This is a genomic window from Thalassotalea sp. G2M2-11 (assembly GCF_017168195.1).
Classification (GTDB): domain Bacteria; phylum Pseudomonadota; class Gammaproteobacteria; order Enterobacterales; family Alteromonadaceae; genus Thalassotalea_E.
The window spans coordinates 1-16,717 of sequence record NZ_JADNYL010000003.1; the positions used below are offsets into that span (position 1 = coordinate 1).

The 16,717-nt window shown below is 39.6% G+C and carries 13 protein-coding genes; 6 read left to right on the forward strand and 7 right to left on the reverse strand.

Annotated elements, in window-relative coordinates; all coding sequences use genetic code 11:
* Positions 1-76: 76 nt before the first annotated feature.
* Together IV514_RS10995 and IV514_RS11000 are read right to left on the reverse strand one after the other, a co-directional pair.
* Positions 77-748, reverse strand: a complete 672-nt coding sequence (locus IV514_RS10995) for a hypothetical protein (RefSeq protein ID WP_206485331.1) — start codon at positions 746-748, stop codon at positions 77-79.
* A gap of 73 nt (positions 749-821) precedes the next feature.
* A complete protein-coding gene (locus IV514_RS11000; RefSeq protein ID WP_346776920.1) occupies positions 822-1,229 on the reverse strand; it encodes a biopolymer transporter ExbD in 408 nt (135 codons plus the stop codon).
* Positions 1,230-1,430: 201 nt separating this feature from the next.
* Here IV514_RS11000 and ylqF point away from each other — a divergent pair, with 201 nt between their 5' ends.
* Both ylqF and IV514_RS11010 read left to right on the forward strand, forming a co-directional pair.
* The gene (gene ylqF, locus IV514_RS11005; protein WP_206485332.1) at positions 1,431-2,375 is read left to right on the forward strand and encodes a ribosome biogenesis GTPase YlqF; all 945 of its coding nucleotides are present in this window, start codon (positions 1,431-1,433) and stop codon (positions 2,373-2,375) included.
* The gene (locus tag IV514_RS11010; protein WP_206485333.1) at positions 2,375-2,803 is read left to right on the forward strand and encodes an HIT family protein; all 429 of its coding nucleotides are present in this window, start codon (positions 2,375-2,377) and stop codon (positions 2,801-2,803) included. The genes ylqF and IV514_RS11010 overlap by 1 nt, the downstream gene beginning before the upstream one ends.
* 8 nt (positions 2,804-2,811) lie before the next feature.
* Here IV514_RS11010 and megL read toward each other — a convergent pair whose 3' ends face one another.
* Positions 2,812-4,017 (reverse strand): methionine gamma-lyase, encoded by a 1,206-nt coding sequence (gene megL, locus IV514_RS11015; protein WP_206485334.1) that lies wholly within the window; start codon positions 4,015-4,017, stop codon positions 2,812-2,814.
* A 272-nt stretch (positions 4,018-4,289) separates the two neighbouring features.
* Between megL and IV514_RS11020 the strand changes: the two genes are divergently transcribed.
* A complete protein-coding gene (locus IV514_RS11020) occupies positions 4,290-5,825 on the forward strand; it encodes a sigma 54-interacting transcriptional regulator (protein WP_206485335.1) in 1,536 nt (511 codons plus the stop codon).
* A gap of 3 nt (positions 5,826-5,828) precedes the next feature.
* Here the strand turns inward: IV514_RS11020 and IV514_RS11025 are convergent, their stop codons facing one another.
* The 3 genes from IV514_RS11025 to IV514_RS11035 form a co-directional block, all read right to left on the reverse strand.
* Positions 5,829-6,158: a stress response translation initiation inhibitor YciH gene (locus IV514_RS11025; RefSeq protein ID WP_206485336.1), complete on the reverse strand. Its 330-nt coding sequence runs from the start codon at positions 6,156-6,158 to the stop codon at positions 5,829-5,831.
* Between the two features lie 103 nt (positions 6,159-6,261).
* Positions 6,262-7,188 carry an FAD-binding protein gene (locus tag IV514_RS11030; protein WP_206485337.1) on the reverse strand — a complete coding sequence of 309 codons (927 nt, stop codon included), beginning with the start codon at positions 7,186-7,188 and terminating at the stop codon, positions 6,262-6,264.
* Entirely contained in the window at positions 7,185-7,937 is a 753-nt protein-coding gene (locus tag IV514_RS11035; RefSeq protein WP_206485338.1) for an electron transfer flavoprotein subunit beta/FixA family protein, read from the reverse strand. The genes IV514_RS11030 and IV514_RS11035 overlap by 4 nt, the downstream gene beginning before the upstream one ends.
* A 266-nt stretch (positions 7,938-8,203) precedes the next feature.
* Between IV514_RS11035 and IV514_RS11040 the strand changes: the two genes are divergently transcribed.
* On the forward strand, positions 8,204-9,853 hold the full coding sequence (locus IV514_RS11040; RefSeq protein WP_206485339.1) for an electron transfer flavoprotein-ubiquinone oxidoreductase: 1,650 nt from the start codon (positions 8,204-8,206) through the stop codon (positions 9,851-9,853).
* Positions 9,854-10,121: 268 nt separating this feature from the next.
* Here the strand turns inward: IV514_RS11040 and IV514_RS11045 are convergent, their stop codons facing one another.
* On the reverse strand, positions 10,122-12,494 hold the full coding sequence (locus tag IV514_RS11045; RefSeq protein WP_206485340.1) for a S8 family serine peptidase: 2,373 nt from the start codon (positions 12,492-12,494) through the stop codon (positions 10,122-10,124).
* Between the two features lie 365 nt (positions 12,495-12,859).
* Here IV514_RS11045 and IV514_RS11050 point away from each other — a divergent pair, with 365 nt between their 5' ends.
* Positions 12,860-14,698 carry a S8 family serine peptidase gene (locus tag IV514_RS11050; protein WP_206485341.1) on the forward strand — a complete coding sequence of 613 codons (1,839 nt, stop codon included), beginning with the start codon at positions 12,860-12,862 and terminating at the stop codon, positions 14,696-14,698.
* Between the two features lie 272 nt (positions 14,699-14,970).
* Complete coding sequence (locus tag IV514_RS11055; protein ID WP_206485342.1) at positions 14,971-16,710, forward strand: S8 family peptidase; 1,740 nt, start codon at positions 14,971-14,973, stop codon at positions 16,708-16,710.
* Positions 16,711-16,717 lie beyond the last annotated feature (7 nt).

Below are 16,717 nucleotides of genomic sequence, written 5' to 3' on the forward strand. Positions count from 1 at the left end.
GAGATAAAGTAAATGATGACTGGTTCATCACTGATGTTATTTGTGTTAATTCATTTCCGAGTTAATTCACGGGGAGCTATTTAGCTTTATTTATCGAAGTTAAGTGTTTAAAAATAGTACTTAATGGTATTGCCATATCTTTGTGTTTTTTATGTATATAATGATACAGCTTCAATTGATAAAGTGGTTTTTCTTGAACATGAAAGTTAGTAGTTGAGTCATCCATCATTAATCGATCGATATCATGTAAAGGTAATATCAGAACATCTACTGTATTATTTTTCAGTAGGCGAGCAGCCTGTTTTAGGGTATTTTCATAGCGAATATCGTGATGTTCGAACATTAATTCAGCTGCCATCATACCGCGTATACTCCCAAGTTTTAAGCTCTTAAGCATATTTAACGAATTGATAGGTTTGTGCGGTTTTTTTGTGATGATATAAAAAGCCAATTGATGGATAGCGGGTTCAACACGATATAAGTTTTTATAGCGATTTTCGATGAGCTTTACACGGCATAAATCGGCATCTGAATGCCCCGTATCTGCCATCAGAATACTTCTCCTCCCCGGGTATTGGACAATTTTATAAGCAATGTTAAGAGTATCGTATGCAATTTTTACTTTCTCAATGCAGGGTTGTAATGCACTGAGCTCATTGATATCTTGATGTTGACTAATAATAAATTCGCTGGTCGCACCTAGGGTATAATTGCTGAAGAGCAATGCAGTTAATACGATATGTTTCATCAAGTACTCTTCCCGAAAAGAAGTTGATCAATACAGTATAGCAGTTTGCTTTTAATAAATTTTAGCTTGGCTGTTAAGGTTTGTACAAGCCCATTGTTATGGTGAGTTTATTAAACTGTTTGAGTTTATCTAAGACATCAACCACTTTTTGATAGTTGGTTTCCTCATGAGGACGCAGGATAATATTTCTCGTTTGATGTTCGGCTAGAAAGAACTCTATTCGCGCAGGTAAACGTTCTATGTCAACCGGCTTAGTGTTAAAAAATATCGTGTTATTTTCATCAATATGGATCATGATATTCTCTGACTTTGCCGCACTTGCCTTACTTGATTCTGATTTTTTCACTAGAAAACCATTTTCTTTGACAAATGAAGTCGTGACAATAAAAAAAATCAGCAAGATAAAAACAATATCTAGCATGGGAGTCATATCCACTCCTGCATCTTTTTCAACGATATGTGGTTGCTTTCTTCTCTTCACTTAAACTACCTTTGACGCCTCTATAATTAAGTGTAGATGATAAAATGTTAATACTTACAATAAATAACGAATAAAAATTGTACTAACTCAAATTCATGAGCACTTAATTGGATTAGCTCACGTTAAGAGCAATATAATTGATAGGATAAATAACAATTAGTTGTTAAAATTCATTGATGTAATTCAATTGTGAACTCAAACATGGCAATTAATTGGTTTCCAGGGCATATGCATAAGGCCCAAAAAGAGATAAAAGAAATTCTGCCGCAAATAGACGTTGTTATAGAAGTATGTGATGCGCGTCTACCTTTTAGCAGTGAAAACCCGATGATCACTGAAATTAGAGGTGATAAACCTTTAATCAAGATTTTAAATAAAAGTGACTTGGCAGATCCTGAGCAGACTAAGGTGTGGCTGAGTTACCTTGAGGCTCAACAAAATGTAAAGGCCATAGCCTTAACAACGGATGATCCGAGTGTTGCCAAAAAAATTCCATCGCTAATTAGGAACCTAGTGCCTAATAAAGACGAAACAGGTAAACAAATTAATGCAGTGATCATGGGGATCCCCAATGTTGGTAAGTCAACCTTACTTAATACCTTGGTTGGTAAAGCCAAAGCAAAGGTTGGTAATGAGCCAGCGGTGACGAAGGGGCAGCAGCGTATCCGGTTAGAAGATGGCCTTTATTTGTATGATACCCCTGGCATGCTATGGCCAAAAATTGTCAATGAAAATAGTGGTTATCGATTGGCGATTACTAGTGCGGTGAAAGATACCGCTTATGATCACGATGATATTGCCTGTTTTGCTGGTGAATTTTTGTTAGCGCATTATCCCGAGCAATTGAAACAACGCTATGATTTAACTGAAATGCCTGAAAGAGAAGTTGAACTTATTGAAGAGATTGGTCGTCGTAGAAGTTGTATCAAAAGTGGCGGTCATGTTGATTTTCATAAAGCTTCCGCTATTTTAATTAATGAAATTAGAGATAAGACGCTAGGCGGTTTAACTTTTGAAACTCCAAGCATGGTTGAAGCAGAACAACTATATTTTGCTGAGCAGGAAGCAAAGAAAATTGCTGAACGTGAAGCAAAGAAGAAAGCACGTGGTCGCGGACGAAAAAATAAACCAAAGAAGGGACGATAATGAATACTTCATTTACTTTACATCATTTATTACAACGTGATTGTCTCGAATTAATAGATTTTCCTTTGTCTAAGTTATTAGTGATGAATGACAGCCAATATCCTTGGTTTGTTTTGGTGCCTAAGGTAGAAAATATCAAAGACATTTATCAATTAGACTGGGCTGATCAGCAACAACTGTTAAATGAATCGAGTTTATTGAGTGAATTGCTGATGCAGGTATTTAACGGTGACAAAATGAATGTGGCGGCATTAGGTAATGTTTGTCCCCAATTACATGTTCACCATATTGTTCGCTTTGAAGAAGATAAGGCTTGGCCGAAACCTATTTGGGGTGAACATCCTATGCAGGCATATTCTGAAGCTGAATTAGCTGAATTAAAAAACAAGCTAATGCCTGCGCTAGAATCTATCCTAGCGCAGTTTTAACAAGAAAATTAAGCAACTTGTTGTTCGTTGTTTTCGATAGCATCTAGTGACTGTTTTAAGTCTTCAATGAGATCGGTCACATTTTCTAAACCTGCAGAAATTCGGATCAAACTGTCACTAATGCCTGCTTCGCGACGTTCTTCATCGCTGTATGGGGAATGAGTCATCGAAGCTGGATGTTGGATCAATGATTCGGCATCACCTAAGCTAACTGCGATTGAAAATAATTGCATACGATTAATAAAGTCCGCACCACCTTTTAAATCTGTGTGTAATTCAAAGGCAATGACACCACCGGCAGCCTTCATTTGCTTACCAATAAATCGATGACCGCTATGAGAAGCAAGCCCAGGATAATAAACGCGAGCCACTTTGGGGTGAGACTCTAAAAACTCAGCGACAAGTTGAGCATTTTGACAATGACGTTCAACACGCAAATGTAGCGTTTTAAGTCCTCGTAATATTAACCATGCATCATGAGGGCTCATTGTGCCGCCAATGTCTTTGAGTGCCGTCAGTTTAATGTGCTCTATCATCTCTTTACTGCCACAGATAATACCGGCAACAACATCACCATGCCCATTAAGATATTTTGTTGCGCTGTGAATGATGATATCGGCTCCCATTTTAGCGGGCTGCTGTAAAACTGGGGTCATGAAGGTATTATCAACCACTGAAATGAGTTGGTGTTGTTTACAAATAGCTAAAATACGCTCTAAATCTAATACTTCAAGGTTAGGATTTATCGGGCTTTCTAAAAATACCATTTTGGTATTGTCTTTGATTACCTCAGTGATGTTTTCTGGTTCAGACATATCAACAAAACTCACTTCGATACCGAATTTAGTTAGCATATGACTAATTAAAGCAAACGTGCAGCCATAGACTGCTTTAGATGAGATAATATGATCACCAGCAGCAAGGTTAGCGAGTAGGGCACCCGAAACTGCAGCCATACCTGTTGCGGTTGCTGCCGCATCTTCCATGCCTTCCATCGCGGCAACGCGCATTTCTAATTGACGTGTGGTTGGGTTACCCAGACGGGTATAAATAAAACCATCGGATTCCCCGGCAAAACGCTGAGCACCTTGCTCAGCATTATCAAAAATAAAAGTAGATGTCTGATAAAGTGGCGTTGCTAATGAGCCAAATTGCTCATCGTTGATACGACCGGAATGGATTGCTTGCGTTTCAATAAACTTACTGTTCGCCATAGTACACTCTCTTTGCTGAATTCATGTTGTTATCGTTATTATTTATCTATTACAGCAATAACTAATCCAATTTTATAATGTCTATATAAATCAGTCAGTTATGGAGTTTTTCTTAAGTAAGAACTCTACCTCTTGTAATATAAATATTACAAGAGGTAGAGTTCTTATGCATGTGATGCGATTTTTATGTATCTAATTAATTGTTAATTAAAGATTTTATTTTTGTACTAAAGGTATTACACTGTAATTAATGTAATACAGTGGTGACAAAATTGAAGATTAAAATAGAATCCAGTGATCGCATTGGTATTAGCCAAGAAATATTAGCAATCTTTGCTTCTAAATCATGGAATTTAAAAAGTATTGAAGTGGAAGCGCATTTCACCTTTGTTCATATTGAGAATGTGAGTGTTAGCCTAACAGAGGTCGATCAGTCATTACGCTGTATTGATGGCTATATTCAATGTGCTCAAGTAAGGCAAATGCCAGCGGAACAGCGTGAAAATCATTTGCATGCGTTACTGAATCGGATCCCTGATCCCATTATTGATATTGATGAACAAGGTACTATTTTAGCAACGAATTCTGCCGCAAATAAATTAGTGGCTGTGTCAAAACATCCCTTATTGCAGCAAAACATTGTTAAATTCCTTGATGTGCCGCTAACACAGTTACTGCCTTTAAGTGAAATTAGTGTTTCGGTCAATTTTTTGAATCAACCCTTTATTGCCGATGTAAATCCGGTGTTATCAAAGCAAAGGATCACAGGTGCGGTGATCAGTTTAAGATCAATGAATAAAGTGGGCCGTCAGTTGAGTCTAATGCAATCGTCTACTCAGGATGCGTTAGAAACAATTGTAGGGCGTTCGAAGAAAATAACCTTAGTGCTTGCGCAGGTTAGACGATTTGCAGAGTTAGATTTGCCTGTACTTATCTGTGGAGATACTGGCACAGGTAAAGAGCTTATTGCTAGAGCTCTTCATCAGCTCAGTAGTCGCAAAAAAGCGCCATTTTTAACCATTAACTGTGCAACATTACCTGAGCATTTATTAGAAAGTGAATTATTTGGCTACGAAGGAGGCGCTTTTACAGGTGCGAGCAAGGGAGGTAAACCGGGATTATTTGAATTGGCGCAAGGAGGAACGGTGTTTCTTGATGAAATTGCGGAAATGTCACCTTATTTACAAGCGAAATTGTTACGCTTTCTACAAGATTTTAAATATCGCAAAGTAGGTGGCACCAAGGAGTTTACTGCCGATGTTAAAATTATTAGTGCCAGCCATCAGGACTTTAATGAGCTAATAGAGCAGCAAAAGTTTAGAGAAGATCTTTACTACCGCTTAAATGTATTACGTTTAGAGTTACCATCGTTAAAAGATCGCTCAGAAGATATTGTATTATTGGTCGAGCATTTTATACAAAATGCTGCCCGACAGTTTAAGCTCGAACCACCTAAAGTTAGTCATGATGCTATGATCACATTGACAAGTTTTCACTGGCCAGGGAATATCCGACAATTGGAAAATGTTATCTATCGTTTGATTGCTTTAAATGAGGGAGATACTATCTTAGATGAGCAAGTGAAAACCGTTCTTTTTGATCGACAAGAAAAACTTGTGCTCCCACAAGTGAATCAAGAAGAAATAAAAGATTGGGCGAGTGCACAAGCGTTGTTTGAAAGCCAGTTATTAGCAGAGCTTTACCCTTTGTATCCTACTACCCGTAAATTGGCTAAACGTTTAGCCGTTTCGCATAACAAAATTGCTATGAAGTTACGACAATACGGGATTACTGAACAGGGGCAATAAAATTTAGCCGCCTGTAAATTTCACTTTAAAACCTTCTTTTTCTAAGATAGCTTTAATGGTTTCTCGTTTATCGCCTTGTATTTCAATGGTTTGTTCAACCACGCTTCCACCAGTACCACAGTTTTTCTTTAATTTACTGGCAAGGCTTTTTAACTCATCAGGTGCTAAGCCTAAACCACTAATGACGACAACCCCTTTGCCTTTTCTGCCTTTGGTTTCGCGGCGTACCTTGGCAAAACCATCACTAGGCGTGACTTCTGGTGCAGTTTCTGTTTTGATTTTCCCTTTATCAGTGGAATATACAAGGGTGGATAGTTGATCTTGCCAAGTCATAAATACAGCTCTATTGAAAAGTATATGGACGATTATAATTAAATCTAGTGATAAAAAAAACCAGCCGTATGGCTGGTTTCTATTATATTACATTATTTAGTGGTTACAGCTTAGCTTCAAGCTCAGGTAATACATCAAATAAGTCAGCAACAATACCGTAATCAGCCACTTGGAAAATAGGAGCTTCTTCGTCTTTATTGATTGCAACAATAATTTTTGAATCTTTCATACCTGCCAAGTGCTGAATTGCACCTGAAATACCAACAGCAATATAAAGATCTGGCGCGACAATTTTACCTGTTTGACCAACTTGCATATCATTTGGTACAAAACCAGCGTCAACCGCAGCGCGTGAAGCACCAATAGCAGCACCCAATTTATCAGCGATGCCTTCAAGTAGTTTGAAGTTATCGCCATTTTGCATACCACGACCACCAGAAATAACTACGCTTGCTGCACCTAGATCAGGGCGTTCTGACTCAGTAAGTTCATCGCTTACATGACTTGAAGTGCCTGCATCGGTAACAGTATCAAGCGCAACAATCTCGGCATTACCATCTGTCGCTACGGCATCAAATGCAGTTGCGCGAACAGTGATCACTTTTTTGCTATCTAAACTTTGCACTGTAGCAATGGCATTACCTGCATAGATAGGACGAACAAATGTATCGGCTGATTCAACACCGATAATGTCAGAGATTTGAGCAACATCTAATAAAGCTGCGACACGAGGCATAAAGTTTTTACCTGTGGTTAATGCCGTTGCAATAATATGTTCGTAATCACCAGCAAGCTCTGTCACTAATAAGCTGATATTTTCTGCTAATTGGTGTTCATAAGCTGCGTTATCAGCGACTAATACTTTGCTAACGCCATTTACTTTCGCTGCCTGTTCAGCTACGGCACTACAGTTGGCTCCTGCAACAAGAATATTGATGTCACCACCAATTGCTTGGGCAGCAGCAACTGTTTTAAGGGTATCCGCTTTTAATTCGTTATTGTCATGTTCGGCAAATACTAAAATACTCATGAGATCACCTTCGCTTCATTTTTTAACTTTTCAACTAACTCATCAACTGACTCAACTTTAATACCGGCTTGACGCTCAGAAGGTGGTGTTACTTTGATTAAGGTAGAACGAGGTGTTAGGTCTATGCCAAAATCACTCGCAGCTTTAACATCTAACGGCTTACGTTTAGCTTTCATAATGTTAGGTAATGAAGCGTAACGAGGCTCGTTTAAGCGTAAATCAGTAGTTACAATAGCAGGCATATTAAGTGCTACAGTTTGTAGGCCGCCATCAACTTCACGTGTTACGTTAACTTTATCACCATCTACTTTTACTACTGAAGCAAAGGTACCTTGTGGTAAACCTGTTAATGCAGCGAGCATTTGACCTGTTTGGTTGTTGTCGCTATCAATAGATTGCTTACCTAAAATAACCAATTGTGGTTGTTCTTCTTCAACAACTTTTTGTAGTAGTTTAGCGACATGTAAAGAGTCTAAGTTTTGATCTGTTTCAATTTGAATGGCACGGTCAGCACCTAAAGCTAAAGCGGTACGTAATTGCTCTTGGCAAGACTTATCGCCAATTGATACAGCAATTATTTCTGTTGCTGTGCCTGCTTCTTTTAATCGTACAGCTTCTTCTACTGCAATTTCACAAAATGGGTTGATTGCCATTTTTACGTTAGCTAAGTCAACATTGCTGTTGTCTGCTTTAACGCGAACCTTAACGTTATAGTCGATGACACGTTTGATGGGTACTAATACTTTCATCGTTGCCTCTAATTATGCTTGTTGTATTTTTAAGTCTACGCTTATTCAAGTGTAGACGTCATTATTGGCTCAAAGACTACTGTTTGATAACGTGCGCGTCAACGTAAAGTTGTGTCAAAATGAGCGAATATGTTTTATATCAGTAAATGTCTTTTACAGCATAGTATTTACTGACGAAAATTCTATAGGTATGATATTATCAAACAGGTGTTTGAAAATCAAACGTGTGTTTGAATTTCAGTAATAAAACAATTTTGGGGGAAATTATGGAACGCGAATCGATGGATTTTGACGTGGTGATCGTTGGAGCAGGCCCTGCCGGATTATCTACCGCATGTCGTTTAATGCAATTAGCACAAGAAAAAGAACAAGAGCTTATGGTTTGCGTTGTTGAAAAAGGCTCTGAAGTTGGTGCGCATATATTATCTGGGGCGGTATTTGAACCTCGGGCACTCAATGAACTTTTTCCTGACTGGCAAGAAAAAGGGGCGCCACTTAGCACGCAAGTGAACAAAGATGATATTTATTTATTTAATGGCGCCGAAAGTGCCATTAAGTTACCTGGTTTTGGTGTGCCTAAAACCATGCATAATGAGGGGAACTATATTGCCAGTATGGGCAATATGTGCCGTTGGTTAGCTGAGCAAGCCGAACAACTTGGCGTTGAGATTTTCCCAGGGTTTCCTGCGCAAGAAGTGCTTTATAATGATGACGGTAGTATTGCCGGTGTATTAACCGGTGATATGGGGTTGGATGTTGATGGTAAACCTAAAGATTCTTATGTGCCAGGTATGGAATTAAGAGCGAAATACACAGTATTTGCTGAAGGTTGTCGCGGCCACTTAGGTAAAGAATTAATTGCAAAATTTGCGTTAGATAAAGATTGCTCACCACAGCATTATGGTATTGGCTTTAAAGAAATTTGGGATATTGATCCTGAAAAACATGAAGAAGGTCTAGTAGTTCACACGGCGGGTTGGCCTTTAGATAAAAATACCAATGGTGGCGGTTATTTGTATCATGCAGAAAATAACCAAGTATTTGTTGGTTTAATTGTTGATTTAAATTATGCCAATCCACATTTGAGTCCATTTGATGAGTTTCAACGTTATAAACATCACCCGAAAATTGCGCAATACCTTGAAGGTGGTAAACGTGTCTCTTACGGCGCACGTGCGATGGCAAAAGGCGGCTTTAATTCATTACCTAAAATGACCATGCCAGGTGGTTTATTGGTTGGTTGTGATGCGGGTACGATTAACTTTGCAAAAATTAAAGGTAATCATACGGCGATGAAGTCGGGCATGCTAGCGGGTGAAGCTATCTTTGCTGCTATTAGCACCGGAGATGAAGGCGGTAAAGATTTAACCAGCTATACTGAAATGTACCAAAACTCTTGGTTGTACGATGAGTTATATAATACGCGTAACTTTGGCCCTGCGATGCATAAATTTGGTACTTTCTTGGGTGGGGCATATAACACTATCGATCAAAACTTTTTCGGTGGTAAGCTACCGTTTAACTTTAAAGATGATTCCCTCGATCATGAACAGTTAAAGCCTGCATCAGAGTGCGCAGTGATTAATTACCCTAAGCCTGATAACAAATTAAGTTTCGATAAGCTTTCTTCGGTATTTTTATCAAATACAAACCACGAAGAAGAACAGCCTTGTCACTTAAAGCTGGCTGATGACTCTATCCCGTTAACGGTGAATTTGCCTAAATATGCTGAACCTGCTCAGCGTTATTGCCCTGCTGGAGTTTACGAAGTGGAAGAGGGTGAACAAGGGCCTAAGTTTGTGATTAATGCGCAAAACTGCATCCACTGTAAAACGTGTGATATTAAAGATCCGAGCCAAAATATTACTTGGGTGACACCAGAAGGTGCAGGCGGGCCTAACTATCCGAATATGTAGGGAATGAATAAAAACTGCAGTGTAGCTCGTAAAGTTAAATGTTCGAGCTACATAGCGCTTTGGTGATGACATACTACTTAAGTCAGGCGCTCACCGTTTTGTAGTTATGTCTCTTGAAGAACGTTGTCACGCAAGGATTTAGCTATACAGTACCTCCTGAACATATACTAAATTATGCTCCTGCAATTTCGTGATACCGTACCTCATGAACATAAAAGCCAACTTGTTAACAAGTTGGCTTTTTAACTTTTAAAGCATTGGTCATGCTTTATGGATTATATACTACATCTAATGATAAGCCTGATACTGAAGAGTAACCATATATGCCTATGTGCCATGTATCAGCAGTTGGATTGGTAAAAGAACATGTCTCTTCGTTTCCACCTTTATACGGACGACAATCGTAGTTTGAAGACGTTGGTTGTTGGCCTCGTTTGATATACAGATCTGCATCACCAGTTCCACCACTGATGGTGAAATCTAAGGTAGACATACCCGCTGGAATATCGATGGTGTAGTATTTCCAATCATAACGGTTAACACTGATGTCTGAAACGCTAGCGCTTCCACCAGTAGCACCTGTGCCACCACTGTTATCTGTGTAGCTACCAGTTAATGACACACCGTTAAAATCAGAGTATGCGATTACTTTTACATAGTAAGTGCCTGTTTGCGCGCTTGAAATTGGACAGCTTTCACTATTACCCGTTTTGTATGGACGACAATCGTATGAGCTAGTTGTTGGCGCTGAGCCAAATTTAACGTATAGATCTGCATCACCTGTGCCGCCTGACATATCAAAGGTTAAGTCTGTTGCGTTTGCAGGAACATCTAAGGTAAAGCTAAGTTCTTGGCCTTTACTCGCCGCTAAGTTACTTTTTGCTACGCCGTTCTCTAGAACATTGTCAGTCGTCGGGGGTTCAGTTGTGTTGCTACAGCTACTGGCTAATGAATCAGATGCAGCTTTTGCTTGCACTAGACCATAACCTGTTTTGTCATCACGACCTGCTGTTTCCAAATCAATGGCTGTTGATTTTAATGCACTACGAATATCATCAGCACTACAATCAGGGTTATTACTCCACACTAATGCTGCAACACCTGCTACATGAGGCGTAGCCATAGATGTTCCATTGTAATAAGCATAATCTTGATTACCATTAACCGTTAACGTGACGTTTTGGCCTAATTGACCAGCCAATTGTTGTCCTAAAGTTCTGTTAACCGATACTGTTGGTACATCAACCGCACCTGTACCATCTACTAAGAATGGATTTTGTAAGCCTGGACGATCTGAATCACTATAAACAATCACACCCGCAGCCCCTGCATCAGTACAAGCTTTCGCTGGATTAATTTCAGGGTAGCTGCTGCCTGATTGATTACCATTACGTTCTGCTAAACAAATGTTACCAGCTACATTACTGCTACAGCTATAGCTGCTACCTGAGACAGTACATGCTGCAAGAATACCTTGTGCGGTACCATTGACGTTGTTAATACTGTAATTACCGCCACTTTCTACGTAGCGGCTTTGTGGTACCACATGGTCATTACCATAAGTTGATGAACCAATGGTGATATACCCTAAACGGCCGTCGCCAGCAACAGTCGAAAGAATGGCTTCACCAGGTGCTGCAACTTCTACTTGGCTGGTATATTGTGAAAACTCTGCGTGTTGACCGTTTTGATCGACTGCGCCAACCGCCATAACTGAATCGTAAGATGCAGGATAAGATAACGTTGAATTACCATCATTACCTGATGCTGCCACTAACAACACGCCAGCATCTGCAGCAGCTTGTAATGAGTTTTGCTCCGCGGTAGTTGAACCACTACCTCCTAAACTCATGTTGACAACTTTTGCACCATTGTTCACACAAGTATTAACAGCATCTGAAAGATCGCCTGAGTAACCCCAACCGCTTTCGTTAAATACTTTAACAATATGCAGGTTAACATTGGTGTTTGGCATAACACCTACAACACCTTCACTGTTATTAACACCCGCTATCGTGCCAGCAACATGTGTACCGTGAGAACCACCCGCTTGGTACCAGTTACCAGTGCCTGAGTTATTGGTTCCTGTAGCATTGTTAGCATTTAAGTCTGGATTAGATTGTTCGTAGCCAGAGTCAATAATACAAACGGTCATGTTTGCAGCATCATTATCAGAGAGTAAGTCAGACTGAGTATTAGCGATACCCCAAGGTTGATTCTGTGAAAATAGAAAGCGACGATAGTTAACTTCAACGCTTTCAACCGCAGGATGACGTTGCATTTTAGCAATGAATTTTTCAATATCTTTGATATGTTTTAATTCACCCATTGATACAACATGTTGACCATTGCTAAGTTGTTTTACATGTTTAAGATCTAAGCCTACTTTTTTGGCAAGTCCTGGTGGAATGCTGTGTCCTTGGTTTTTGTCTTTAAACTGGATAAGCAACTGATCGGTATAATCATACTTACTCAACTTTTGTTGTGCGCGCCATTGAGCAAAAGATGAGCTGGGTGCTGCTGCGTTACTAACTTTGCTGTTGCTTTTTAGGTTAGCCGTCTGTGCATAAGCGTGACTAGCTGATGCTGTAATTACCGCTAAAGTTAAAGTGTTCAGCAAAAATTTATTCGAATTTTTCATTAAGTAAACCCCATTAGGTTTGTTGTTTTTATTATTTGATTTCAAATTTGTTGAGCGTTTTCAACGTCATTAATATTGAGAGAGAAAGTAAACTGGTGATAGCAATGCACAGACATTTTTTGTTTTATTTGCGACTTTTTTAATAGTTGAGATTTATGTTAATTATTTGTAAATAAAGCATTTAATTTTTTTGTGTCGTTTTTGTACTAAAAATTGTCGGATTCGTACTAGGGCTGTGTTGGGGAGTAGGTAGTATCACTGCAAAGGGCGACATACGCTAAATAAAAAGTTATGACGTCGTTGAATGGAACTCAGTACTTTAATAGCAGAATAACGATTAAGAGAACTTCAACGCGGAGATAAAAATGACAGTTTCAAAATTTTCAAGTTCACTGGTAGCAGTAGCGATCACTACAGTACTTAATGTGCAATCAGCACAAGCAGCAGACGATAGATACATTATTCAAGTTGATAATAGTAATAAAGGGGTGGTAAAAGCCCTTGCCAAAAAATTAGGCGCTGATTTAAAAGTCGATGGTAATGGCTTTATTGCTGCTTCATTTGCAGGTAAAAGCTTAAGTGAAGTAAAAGGCTTATTAAATAATCCACACATTAAGGTGATTGAAGAAGATCAACGCCGAGTGCCATTATCGGTATACAGTGATGATGCTGGTGATCCGATGGCTCAGCAGGTCACGCCTTACGCTGTTTACCAGTCGCAAGCAAATCAAGTGATGTTTAATGATGCCGCAGGTATGAAGGTATGTGTAATAGATTCAGGCTTAGATAGTTCAAATTCTGATTTTGTTTGGAGCAATATCACAGGTGATAATGATTCAGGTACTGGTAACTGGAATGAGCATGGTGGTCCTCACGGTACTCATGTAGCAGGTACTATCGGTGCTGCTGATAATAACGTTGGTGTTGTGGGCATGGCGCCCGGTGTCGATATGCACATCATCAAAGTATTCAATGAAAGTGGTTGGGGTTATTCTTCGGATTTAGCATATGCTGCTGAGAAATGTTCAACTGCTGGCGCAAATATTATCAGCATGAGTTTAGGCGGTGGTGGTGCAAATAGCACTGAAGAGAATGCTTTTAATGCCTTTACAGAAGCAGGTGGTTTAGTCGTTGCGGCAGCGGGTAATGATGGTAATGATGTACGTTCATACCCAGCAGGTTACTCATCAGTAATGATGGTAGGTGCTAACGATTCCAATAACAATATTGCCGATTTCTCTCAGTATCCTAGTTGTATGATCACAACAGGCCGAGGCAAGAGTCGTGATACCATAAACGATGAAACAGTTTGTGTCGAAGTAACAGCCGGTGGTGTGGATACTTTATCTACTTACCCAGCAGGTATGGCAACAAGCGCCTCATTAACGGCAGATGACCAGTACTTTGCCTCTGCCGCTATGGAGAACTCAGGTACTGCGACCGGTAATACTTATTTCATGGGAACAGCAGAAGCGATTGATAGTGCAGCCAATGGCATGGTTTGTGTAATAGATCGTGGCAATATTTCATTTCACGATAAAGTGCAAAACTGTGAAAATTCTGGCGGTGTAGCTGCGGTGATCATCAATAATGAATCAGGTATGTTATATGGTACCTTAGGTGATACAAATGCAACAACAATACCTGCTGTTGGGGCTGCGTTAGAAGATCGAACCGCATTATTGGCAGCAAGCACTATGGATATTAATATCGGTGCGAGTGATTATGGCTTTATGAGTGGTACTTCAATGGCAACACCTGCAGTATCAGGAATTGCAGCGCTAGTATGGTCAAATCATAATAGCTGTACAGGTACTGATATTCGTAATGCGTTAAAAGCAACCGCAGAAGATGCTGGTGCAGCCGGTAAGGATGCCTATTTTGGTTATGGTATTGTCAAAGCTGCAGCAGCGGATGCCTATTTAACTGCAAATGGTTGTGGTGATGTGGTTGAACCTCCAGTAGAAGGTGATATTACGTTATCAGCAAGTACTTCTCGTTCAAAAGGTGCTAACTATGTTGACCTTTCATGGAGTGGTGCATCAACTGCGAATGTAGACATTTACCGTAATAGCGCTTTATACAGCTCGACGAGTAATGATGGTACCTTCACTGATAGTTTTAAAGGTAAAGGAAGCTACACATACCGTGTTTGTGAAACAGACAGTTCAACCTGTTCAGCTGATGTTACGGTTAATTTTTAAAAATCAATAATCTGAGTAGTTGTCCAGCTTAGTTTTCTAAGCTGGACATTGTTGTTTTAGGGTATGTAATCAGGGGTTGTGATCATAATTTGGTAAGATTAGTAGTTGACATTCAGGGGGAAACCTCGCTATGTTTAGTATTAAATGTAAACAGTTTGTAACTATTTATTAACAAAGAAACATCACTTAAATAACGAAATCTTTTCGTTTTTTAATTATAACCCTAATGTTTTTAATAAGTTGTATAGATGTAAAGAGCAAAGGGGAGCTTTATGTTGGTCACTTCAATTAAAAAAATCACATTATCGTTATCACTATTAGTTGTGATCGGTGGCGTGGTTAACTTCGGTCTACAAGAGGTTACTGCGAGTAATGCTCAGCAGCGACAGTCTTATATTGTCAGTGCAAAGAATATAGAAAAATTACAAGAGAGTCTGGTTCAGCAGCAGTTAACACCTACCCATATATTACCAATTATCAACGCAGTAGCGGTAAATTTAACTGAAGATGAATTATTACAACTCCAGCAAACCACCACTATCAAATCAACAGTTAACCACAAGGTCAAACTAGCTAGTAACGGTTATGGTTGGGGTAAACGTAAATGGCAGCCTAGCTCTGATGTTGTTACTTATATCAATGCAACTGACGCTCATTCAAGCCGTAACTTTGGAGATGGCATCACTATCGGCTTTCTCGATACTGGCTTAGAGCAATTAGCTGGCTTGACGAATGATTTATATGGTCGTGATAAATTTTGGGGCACCTATGATGCGGTAAATAACACCATTAGCAACTATGGCGGCGAAGAAAGTGGTCATGGTACTCATGTCTCAAGTATTGCCGTTAATAGTGACTACGATGTTTATGGTAAAATTTATGGTGTTGCGCCAAATGCGTCAATTGTAGGTATTAAAGCTTTTGATGGTGAAGGTCAAGCTACCTATGCTGATGTTATTCGAGGTATTGATTGGGCATTGCAAGTAAAAGATCAAATTAACTTGCGTGTGCTAAATATGTCGTTTAGCGGCCCAGTTCGCTCTTACTATTGGGATGATCCTCTTAACCAAGCGGTGATGAAAGCATGGCAGGCGGGCATTGTTGTTGTGGCTTCTTCAGGTAATAAAGGGCCAGAACCTATGTCTATCGGTGTGCCAGGCAATGTACCGTATATTATTACTGTTGGCGCAATGACAGACAGCTACACTAAGTCGTATTTCGAAGATGATAATTTAGCGACATTTAGTTCTGCAGGACCAACGGTAGAAAGCTTTGTCAAACCAGAGATTGTTGCACCAGGTGGTCACTTATCTGGCTTGATGGCATATGATTCTCAAATAGTCACAGAACACCCTGAATTTCATGATGGTGGCCGATACTTTGAAATGTCGGGGACTTCACAAGCGGCAGCCGTTGTTTCAGGTGTTGTTGCGTTAATGTTAAACCAAGATCCTTTGTTAACGCCTGATGATGTTAAGTGTCGCTTAATGTCGAGTGCAAAATTAGCGGTAAACGATTTAGGTGACTTGGCCTATAGTGTGTTTCAACAAGGTGCTGGTGTTGTTGATGTCCAGCAAGCGTTAAATAGCACGGCGATTGATTGTGCTAATACGAATATGGATATTGCGAAAGATTTAGCCGGTGAAGCCCATTATTATGGTCCCGCGAATGTAGATGAAAATGGAAACTTTTTTATCGAAGGCTTGAGCTCTCGTTATCAGTGGAGTGTGTCTGATGAGCTTGATAGTGATGGTGGCCTTATTTGGAAGAACAATTTAGGCGCTGACGGTGGCTTGATTTGGAAAAACAGTTTAGGTACCGATGGTGGCCTTATTTGGAAAAATAGTGTTGGTATCGATGGCGGTTTGATTTGGAAAAATAGCGTTAATGTTGATGGCGGTTTAATATGGAAAAACAGTGTCAATGTCGATGGTGGTTTGATTTGGAAAAACAGTGTTGAATTTACCAGCGCAGAGGCGATTGGCGTTAATAACTGGGTTGACCAGCAATAACTGTATG